The organism is Mesorhizobium sp. M7A.F.Ca.US.005.03.2.1 (assembly GCF_003997795.1).
Lineage (GTDB): Bacteria > Pseudomonadota > Alphaproteobacteria > Rhizobiales > Rhizobiaceae > Mesorhizobium > Mesorhizobium ciceri.
Genome location: NZ_RZRP01000177.1, coordinates 1 through 8923, shown reverse-complemented (window position 1 = coordinate 8923; position 8923 = coordinate 1). Strand labels below are relative to the sequence as shown.

The following is an 8923-nucleotide window of genomic DNA, read 5'->3' as shown; positions in this document are numbered from 1 at the left end:
AACCAGCATGGCGGCGCTGTTGAGTTGATGGGTCTTGCCCGACAGCGCCAGCAAATGACGGCGGGCACCCTCCATGTCAGCCGGCTTGTGGAACACCTCGTCGCCGAGCGACAGCGTCTGGTCGCAGCCCAGCACCAGGGCGCCCGGCCTGCGCTCGCTGACTTCGGTCGCCTTAGCCTCGGCCAGCACCAGGGCGACGTCCTCGGGCGAGACGCCGCTATCCTGCAAAGGCGACTCGAGCGCGCGCTCGTCGACATCGGCCGGCACCGCCTCGACATCGATGCCGGCATTGACCAGCATCGCCTTGCGGAACGGACTGCCGGAAGCGAGGATAAGTTTTTCGGTCATGCTGATTCACCCATGTTGGCGCTCCGTCACGCACCCCTCATCCGACCGAGCTTCGCTCGGCCACCTTCTCCCACAAGGGGAGAAGGGAAGTCCCGCGCGTACGCCGCTGCAAATCGCCAACTGGCGGTATCTTGCGGAGACGACGGTGCCACGTTCTTCCTTCTCCCCTTGTGGGAGAAGGTGGCCTCGCGAAGCGAGGTCGGATGAGGGGTGCTGGTGCTCACTTATCTTACCTGCCCTATCTATTCTTCCCCCGCAGGGCAACGATGGCCGCCGCCGTTTCCTCGATCGAGCGGCGGCTGACGTCGATCATCGGCCAGCCATGGCGCGTGCAGATCTTACGGGCGTAGGCGAGCTCTTCGCTGATCGCCGCGCGATCGACATAGTCTGATGCCTCATACGAGCTGCTGTTGCCGAGGATGCGGTTTTGCCGGACGTGCGAGATGCGCTCGGCGGTGGCGATCAGCCCGACGATGAGCGGCTTGCTGGCGGCAACCAGGCTTTCCGGCACCGGCACACCGAGCACGATCGGGATGTTGGCGGTCTTGATGCCGCGGTTGGCGAGGTAGATGCTGGTCGGCGTCTTCGACGTGCGAGAAATGCCGATCAGCACGACATCGGCATCGTCCATGTTGAGCGGCAGCTGGCCGTCATCATGGTCCATGGTGAAATTGAGCGCATCGATGCGGCGGAAATATTCGGCGTCGAGAACATGCTGGGCGCCGACGCGGCGGCCGGCGGGGGTGCCGAGATAGGACTGGAACACGGTCAGCACCGGCTCCAGCACCGACACACAGGGCAGGCCCATGGCCGCGCAGCGCTCGTCGATGCCGCGCGCCAGCTTCTGGTCCACGACCGTATAGAGGATGATGCCCGGCTCTTCCTCTATGTCCTCGAACACCTTCGCCACCTGCTTTTCGGTGCGGATAAGCGGATAGATATGCTCGATGGCGCGCGCATCCTTGTATTGTGCCGAAGCCGCCCGGCCGGCGGCGAGCAGCGTTTCGCCGGTCGCGTCGGAAATCAGGTGCAGGTGGAAGAAGCTCTGGGGTTTGTTCACAGGGGGTCACCTGGGGCTGTGGGCTTCTGTGGATAAAGCGGGATGAAAAGACGGGTCGGTCGGAGGCGACTGTATCAGATGGCAGTTTGTCCACAATTCGATGCGCTGTCAGCTTCGTCGGGCGACTGGGGACAAGTTTGGGGACGGCTTTTTTCGCCTACAGTCCGTCCACAGGACCTGCCTTTCACCGCTCCGCCTAACGCTTTGACTCGATTGATCGATTCCGACCTATCCCCAGAACCCTACATCTGGGAAAAAGAAGCACGCGACAATATGTTGGCTGGTGTTTTCCGGGGCAAAGCGGGACAGGTGGCAATCACCAGAACCAACAGACTCTTAGAATCAGAAGAATCTTAGATATAAGAATCTTTGATTATAGAAGAGGCCGGGAGAAGCGAGCGCTCGATGCCCCAGAACCGGATCATGCTGGATGTCCTGAAGGGCAAGGCTCATTTTCCGCCTCCGCTCTGGATGATGCGTCAGGCAGGGCGTTATCTGCCGGAGTATCGGGAGACACGCAGGCGAGCAGGCTCGTTCCTCGATCTCTGCTATGATCCAGACCTTGCCGTCGAAGTGACCTTGCAACCGATCGAGCGCTTCGGCTTCGATGCTTCGATCCTGTTTTCCGATATCCTTGTCGTTCCGCATGCGCTTGGCCGTGACGTCCGCTTCGAAGAGGGCAGAGGGCCGCTGCTGACGCCGATCACCGCGCCGGAGATTCTGGCTCTGGAGGGCAAGGTGTTTCACGTGAATCTCGAACCGGTCTACGAGACGGTTCGCCGGTTGCGGGCCAAATTGCCCGACGAGACAACCCTGATCGGCTTCTGCGGCGCGCCGTGGACGGTGGCGACCTACATGATTGCCGGCCATGGCACGCCCGACCAGGCGCCGGCGCGGCTTTTTGCCTATCGCGAGCCGGTGGCCTTTCAACGATTGCTGAAGGTGCTTGCCGAACATTCGGCCGCCTATCTCATCCGCCAGATCGAGGCGGGCGCGGATGTGGTGCAGATTTTCGATTCCTGGTCCGGCGTGCTGGACGATGAAACTTTCGATTTGTTCTGCGTTCAGCCGATGGCCGAGATCGTTGGCCGGGTGCGGGCGGTTTATCCCGATGTCCCGATCATCGGTTTTCCCAAGGGCGCCGGTGCGCGCTACCGGACCTATCGACAGAAGACCGGCGTAACGGCGCTGGGCATCGACTGGACGGTGCCCCTGATTGCGGCGAAGGAATTGCAGCGCTCGGGTGCGGTTCAGGGCAATCTCGATCCCTTGCGGCTCGTGGCTGGCGGCAAGGCGCTGTCGGATGGCGTCGAGGCGATCCTGAGAGCGCTGGGAGACGGCCCGCTGATCTTCAACCTCGGTCACGGCATCACGCCGGAGACGCCGATCGCCCATGTCGAGGCGATGGTGAAACAGGTGCGGAGCGCGACACGCTGATGGCTCAGATGAACAACACGAACAGCACCGGCCAGGCGATGATGCGCATGATATCAGGTATCGCCGTGCTGATCGTTTTCACCGCGCTTTTGTATTTCGCGGCACCCGACAGTTTCTACCCCTGGGCCAAGGCGATCCATATCCTCGCCGTCATCTCGTGGATGGCGGGCATGCTCTATCTGCCGCGGCTGCTGGTCTACCACGCCGATGCCGAGAAGGGCTCGGTGCAGTCGGAAACCTTCAAGGTGATGGAGCGGCGCCTGCTGCGCGGCATCATTAATCCGGCGATGATCGTCACCTGGGTGTTCGGCCTGTGGCTTGCCTGGAAAGGCTTTGGTTTCCAGGGCGGCTGGCTTCACGCCAAGATCGGAGCGGTGCTTTTGCTGTCGGCCATGCATGGCTATCTGGCCGGTGCGGTGCGCAAATTCGCCGAGGACCGTAATGAAAAACCGGCCAGGCACTGGCGGATGGTCAACGAGATCCCCACATTGCTGATGATCGCAATCGTCATCCTGGTGGTGGTCAAGCCGTTCTGATGCATGTTACCCAAAAACGGCCAGGAGACTACGACAGGCATTGATGCGTTTAGGCCTTCATAGGCCATGCAAAACGCAGCTTGCTCTTTCACCCGACCGACGATAAAAGACGGGTCTTCCTTCCCGTCATGCGCCGCCCCTCGTTGTTTTCGGCCGCGCCCGGCATTTGTCGCATCCCGCCGATATTTTCCCAAAGCCTACCCAGACTCCATCTATTCAAGGTCCGTCTATGCAAGAAATGAAACTCGCCGAGTTCAAGAACAAGAAACCGCCAGAGCTGATCGCTTATGCCGAATCGCTGGAGGTCGAAAACGCCAGCGTCATGCGCAAGCAGGAGCTGATGTTTGCGATCCTGAAGAAGCTGGCCGCCCAGGAGATCGAGATCATCGGTGATGGCGTGGTCGAGGTGCTGCAGGACGGTTTCGGCTTCCTGCGCTCCGCCAACGCCAATTACCTGCCAGGTCCCGACGATATCTATATTTCACCGTCGCAGATCCGGCGCTTTTCGCTGAAGACCGGCGATACGGTCGAAGGGCCGATCCGCAGCCCGAAAGAGGGCGAGCGCTATTTCGCGCTGCTCAAGGTCAACACCATCAATTTCGACGATCCCGAGAAGATCCGTCACAAGATCCACTTCGACAATCTGACGCCGCTCTATCCGACCAAGCGGCTGAAGATGGAGATCGAGAATGTCACCACCAAGGACATCTCGGCCCGTGTGATCGACCTGGTGGCGCCGATCGGCAAGGGACAGCGCGCCTTGATCAACGCGCAGCCGCGTACCGGCAAGACGGTTCTGATGCAGAACATCGCCCACTCGATCACCGCCAACCACCCGGAATGCTATCTGATCGTGCTGCTGATCGACGAGCGGCCGGAAGAAGTGACCGACATGCAGCGCTCGGTGAAGGGAGAGGTGATCTCCTCGACCTTCGACGAGCCGGCGGTGCGCCACGTGCAGGTCGCCGAAATGGTCATCGAGAAGGCCAAGCGCCTGGTCGAACATGGCCGCGACGTCGTCATCCTGCTCGATTCGATCACCCGTCTCGGCCGCGCCTACAACACCGTCGTGCCGTCATCCGGCAAGGTGCTGACCGGTGGCGTCGACGCCAACGCGCTGCAGCGGCCGAAGCGCTTCTTCGGCGCCGCCCGCAACATCGAGGAAGGCGGTTCGCTGACCATTATCGCCACCGCGCTGATCGATACCGGCAGCCGCATGGACGAAGTCATCTTCGAAGAGTTCAAGGGCACCGGCAACTGCGAAATCCAGCTCGACCGCAAGGTGGCCGACAAGCGCATCTATCCGGCCATGGACATCCTGAAGTCCGGCACCCGCAAGGAAGACCTGCTGGTTTCCAAGCAGGACCTGCAGAAGATCTTCGTGCTGCGCCGCATCCTGGCGCCGATGGGAACCACCGACGCGATCGAGTTCCTGATCGACAAGCTGAAGCAGACCAAGACCAATGCGGATTTCTTCGATTCGATGAACACGTAAGGGGATGGGGTAGCGATCCTTCGCGCCCCCCTCTGCCCTGCCGGGCATCTCCCCCTCTAGGGGGAGATTATGCCCTTGGTCGCTTTCGGCAATTATCAACGCCGTAAGGTGAGCGGAACAGCGAAGCTGCCGATCTCCCCACTTGAGGGGGAGATGGCCGGTAGGCCAGAGGGGGCGTCTCTCGCCGGCGGTTAGCAAAACTATCGCCGTCGCAACAATCGCTCGAGCTCTTCAGCATCCGTCACCGCCGGCAAACAAACCTGCCCTGTACACAACCATGCACCTGCCTTGTCGGTCGGCGGCAGGATTCCACCGGGTAGCAAGGGTCGATTCGCTGCCGTACCGATCGGCACGACGATGTCGATGCGGCGCGGGTCCGGGGTTCGATTCGCAACCGGAACGAGCTTTGGATCTGTGAACTCATCCACCAACACCAGCTTGAGCGGCTCGATTGCCAGCGCGCAGGCATTGACGATGCCGGCCTGGCCATAGGCCTGCTGCGTCGCGCGGCCGGCGGCATGCTCGGCGACGTGCCAGGCTCTCTCCTGCAGCTCGAGATTGCCGGTGACGGAGGCGAGCCTGACCAGCGCCTCGATGATCTGGCCGGTAGCGGAGGGAATGGCTTCGTCGACATCGCCGCGGATGCGGATCGGCACGTCGGTGCTGTCGGAAGCAGTCAGGTAGTAACCTGTCTTCTCGGCGTCGGCGTGCCAATGCTCGAGCTGCCCGACAAACTGGCCGGCCTGGTCGACATAGCTCCAATCCCCGGTGGCCTCGAACAGCGAGATCGCGGCGTTGGTCATAGCGGCATAGTCGCTGGACAAAGCCGGGAACAGTTTTCTGGCGCCGAGCATCGAATGCGGCAGACGGCCGTCGCGGCTGCCAGAGCTGATATAGGCAAAGGCCTTTGCCGCCACATCGATCCAGTCAGGCCGCGCCAGCGCCCGGCCGGCCTCGGCAAGCGCTGCGATCATCTGGCCGTTCCAGTCGATGAGGGTCTTTGCGTCAAGGCCGGGCCTGACCCGCTCTTCCCGGACAGCAAGGAGTTTCGCCTTGCGCGCGCTGATCTCTTCGCGGTGGATCACATATTGCGATTGCTGAGACAGCGTTTGGTGGACGACCGGCTTGCCTTCCCAGCCATGCGGGCTGGAGAGCGTGAAGTGCTTGAAAAACAATGCGGAATCGTCGCCAAGGGCGGCTTCGATCTCGTGGCGGTTCCAGGTGTAGAACAGACCTTCCTCGCCGTCGCTGTCGGCATCGAGACTGGCGGCAAAGGCACCGCCGTCGACGCGCATTTCGCGCAGCAGCCAGCCGATCGTCTCTTCGATTCGCACCCGGAACAATTCATTGCCGCTTGCGGCATAGGCCCAGTTGCAGAAGCGGAGGAGCTGGGCATTGTCGTAGAGCATCTTTTCGAAATGCGGCACCAGCCATTCGGCGTCGGTCGAGTAACGGCTGAGCCCGCCGCCGATGTGGTCGTAGATGCCGCCGCTCAGCATCTGCTCGAGGCTGTTGAGGACGTCGTCGCGATGGGCGGCATTGCCGTCGCGAAGCCAGGACAGCCACAGCGTTTGCATGAACGGTGCGTTGGGAAATTTAGGCGCGCCGCGCAATCCGCCGAGATCACGGTCGATCATGCCGTCGATACCCTTGGCCAATTCCGCCAGCGTGGCGCGGTCGAGCACGGTTCTGGCATGCGAACCGGCGAGCCGCGTCTCGACATGCGTCGTCAGCCCGTCGGCGCTCTGGTTGAGGCTCGCCCGCTTCTCCCGCCACGCCTTGTCGACTGCCTCCATCACCTGGATGAAGCCGGGGCGGCCGTAGCGCGGCTCGCGCGGGAAATAGGTGCCGCCCCAGAACGGCTTGCCGTCCGGGGTCAGGAACATGGTCAGCGGCCAGCCGCCCTGCTCGCCCATCGAGGACAGCGCCGCCATATAGATCTGGTCGATGTCCGGGCGCTCCTCGCGGTCGACCTTGATATTGACGAACAGACGGTTCATGACGGCGGCGACGCCATCGTTTTCGAAGCTTTCATGCGCCATGACATGGCACCAATGGCAGGCGGCATAGCCGACCGAGAGCAGGATCGGCCTATCCAGCGCTTTCGCCTCTTCGAGCGAAGCCGGCGACCAAGCCCGCCAGTGGACGGGATTGCCGCTGTGCTGCTGCAGATAGGGGCTGGCTTCTTCGGCAAGCAGGTTTTGCGCGGGCAGCGTCACTGGGCAAACTCGTATGCGATTGGCTGATAGGCGTGAAGCTAGGGCGGTTCAGTAGAGCGGGCAAATGATTTCAGGCGATTCCATCGTAGCGCTGTCGAGCGGCCGGCTGCCTGCCGGCGTCGCCGTCATCCGAATTTCCGGCCCGCAGACTCGATTCGTGGTCGAAACGATTGCTGGGACTATGGTTAAGGACCGCGCGGCGGTTCTGCGCCGATTCAGGGCGTCTGACGGGACATTGCTCGATACCGGCCTGGTTGTGTTCTTTCCCGGCCCGGCCAGTTTCACCGGCGAGGACGTCGCGGAATTCCACGTTCATGGCGGCCGTGCCGTTGTGGCAAAAATGCTGGAGACGATGACCGGTTTTGGCGGCGTCAGGCACGCGGAACCGGGCGAATTCACGCGTCGCGCCTTTCTGAACGGCAAGGTAGACCTGGTCGAGACCGAGGCGCTGGCGGATCTCGTCAATGCCGAGACGGAGGCGCAGCGGCGCTTCGCGGTCCAAAATGCCGGAGGCGCCCAAAGCGAACTCTATCTCGGCTGGCGCCGCAGGCTGATCCATGCCCGCGCGATGATCGAGGCCGAGATCGATTTCGCCGACGAGGAAGACGTCCCCGGTTCCGTTTCGGATACGGTCTGGTCCGATGTCAGAACGATGATCGACGAGATCGACCGGCACATCGCCGGATTTCGCGCCGCCGAGATCATTCGCGATGGATTCGAGGTCGTCATCCTCGGTGCCCCCAACGCCGGTAAGTCGAGTCTGTTCAACGCTCTGGCGCGGCGCGATGCCGCTATAGTAACGGATGAACCAGGCACGACCCGCGACCTGCTTGAAGTGACACTTGATCTTCAGGGGCTGCGTGTTCGGCTCACGGATACGGCCGGGTTGCGCGATGCGCCGGGGAAGGTCGAAGCGATCGGCATCGACAAGGCGAGGGCCAAGGCGCATGGCGCCGATCTCTTGCTCTTGCTTAGGGATGTCGCCGATCCCAGGGAGATTGGACTGCTGCCGACCGAAGCGCCGATCTTACGTGTCGGCACCAAGCTCGATCTGCTGGAAAGCCGCGCGGCGAGCGACGCGACGGAGGATTACGACCTTGTCATTTCAGTGAAGAACGGGACGGGCGTGGAGGAACTGCTGGCGGAGATCGGTCAGCGGGCGGCGGAGGCAGCCGGCAGCGTCGGCGATGTCCTGCCGTCGCGCCTTCGCCACGTCGAATTGCTTGGCGAGACCAACCGCCATCTGCATCGCGCCACTGACGGCCGGATGAACGAGCAGGAGTTGCGCGCCGAGGAGTTGCGGCTCGCCGCCGATCGCCTCGGCCGAATCGTCGGTGCCATCGACGTCGAGGACATGCTGGACGTGATCTTCTCGCAGTTCTGCATCGGGAAATGACTCACGTGAAACATTGGGTCGCTGCGGCGTGAGCTGCCTTTAGATCGTATGTTGCTTTGCCGCATGCCTTCGTGATTTTCGACGAACCCCGAAGGCGGGGAGGCTTCATCTGGGCCACCACCGCGCTGCGCCGCCTGCATGACTCACGCGAAACGTGTCAGGCGGCCCCGATGACTCACGTGAAACACTGAGCTAACTGGCGGCGCGGCTGTTTCACGTGAAACTTGTCGCGGAGTTTTCTTGACAGCGTCGCTCCGCAGGGACATGTGTCCCTCATTCTTCTGAGTCCAGGACGTTTGGAAATGACCAATCGCTATGATGTGGTTGTGGTGGGCGGCGGCCACGCGGGTTGCGAGGCGGCCAGCGCTGCCGCGCGCGCCGGTGCCAGGACCGCCTTGGTGACGCTGCGTTTCGACACGATCGGCGTGATGT

8 protein-coding genes are annotated in these 8923 nt (G+C 62.0%); 5 read left to right on the top strand and 3 right to left on the bottom strand.

Features of this window, described 5'->3' with window-relative positions:
* Both EN991_RS12615 and EN991_RS12610 read right to left on the bottom strand, forming a co-directional pair.
* On the bottom strand, positions 1-348 hold a 348-nt coding region (locus tag EN991_RS12615; protein WP_206519199.1), incomplete at its 3' end, for a Maf family protein.
* Between the two features lie 238 nt (positions 349-586).
* Positions 587-1408 carry a pyruvate, water dikinase regulatory protein gene (locus EN991_RS12610; RefSeq protein ID WP_013528729.1) on the bottom strand — a complete coding sequence of 274 codons (822 nt, stop codon included), beginning with the start codon at positions 1406-1408 and terminating at the stop codon, positions 587-589.
* 405 nt (positions 1409-1813) lie between these two features.
* Between EN991_RS12610 and hemE the strand changes: the two genes are divergently transcribed.
* The 3 genes from hemE to rho all read left to right on the top strand — a co-directional run bounded on the left by hemE (position 1814) and on the right by rho (position 4876).
* Positions 1814-2845 (top strand): uroporphyrinogen decarboxylase, encoded by a 1032-nt coding sequence (gene hemE / locus EN991_RS12605; protein WP_063173418.1) that lies wholly within the window; start codon positions 1814-1816, stop codon positions 2843-2845.
* Entirely contained in the window at positions 2845-3381 is a 537-nt protein-coding gene (gene hemJ / locus EN991_RS12600) for a protoporphyrinogen oxidase HemJ (RefSeq protein ID WP_063173417.1), read from the top strand. Before hemE ends, hemJ begins: the two co-directional genes overlap by 1 nt.
* Before the next feature lie 229 nt (positions 3382-3610).
* Positions 3611-4876 carry a transcription termination factor Rho gene (gene rho / locus EN991_RS12595; protein ID WP_013528732.1) on the top strand — a complete coding sequence of 422 codons (1266 nt, stop codon included), beginning with the start codon at positions 3611-3613 and terminating at the stop codon, positions 4874-4876.
* A gap of 200 nt (positions 4877-5076) precedes the next feature.
* On the opposite strand, the gene EN991_RS12585 is transcribed toward rho, so the two are convergent.
* Complete coding sequence (locus tag EN991_RS12585; protein WP_127368867.1) at positions 5077-7095, bottom strand: thioredoxin domain-containing protein; 2019 nt, start codon at positions 7093-7095, stop codon at positions 5077-5079.
* Between the two features lie 64 nt (positions 7096-7159).
* On the opposite strand from EN991_RS12585, the gene mnmE reads away from it, so the two are divergent.
* Complete coding sequence (mnmE, locus tag EN991_RS12580) at positions 7160-8491, top strand: tRNA uridine-5-carboxymethylaminomethyl(34) synthesis GTPase MnmE (protein ID WP_127368866.1); 1332 nt, start codon at positions 7160-7162, stop codon at positions 8489-8491.
* A 302-nt stretch (positions 8492-8793) separates the two neighbouring features.
* On the top strand, positions 8794-8923 hold a 130-nt coding region (locus EN991_RS12575), incomplete at its 3' end, for an FAD-dependent oxidoreductase (RefSeq protein WP_127368865.1).

Excerpts from the sequence above, each read along its gene's own strand:
- hemE (WP_063173418.1), top strand. The coding sequence starts at position 1,814 with ATGCCCCAGAACCGGATCATGCTGGATGTCCTGAAGGGCAAGGCTCAT.
- hemJ (WP_063173417.1), top strand. The coding sequence starts at position 2,845 with ATGGCTCAGATGAACAACACGAACAGCACCGGCCAGGCGATGATGCGC.
- rho (WP_013528732.1), top strand. The coding sequence starts at position 3,611 with ATGCAAGAAATGAAACTCGCCGAGTTCAAGAACAAGAAACCGCCAGAG.
- mnmE (WP_127368866.1), top strand. The coding sequence starts at position 7,160 with ATGATTTCAGGCGATTCCATCGTAGCGCTGTCGAGCGGCCGGCTGCCT.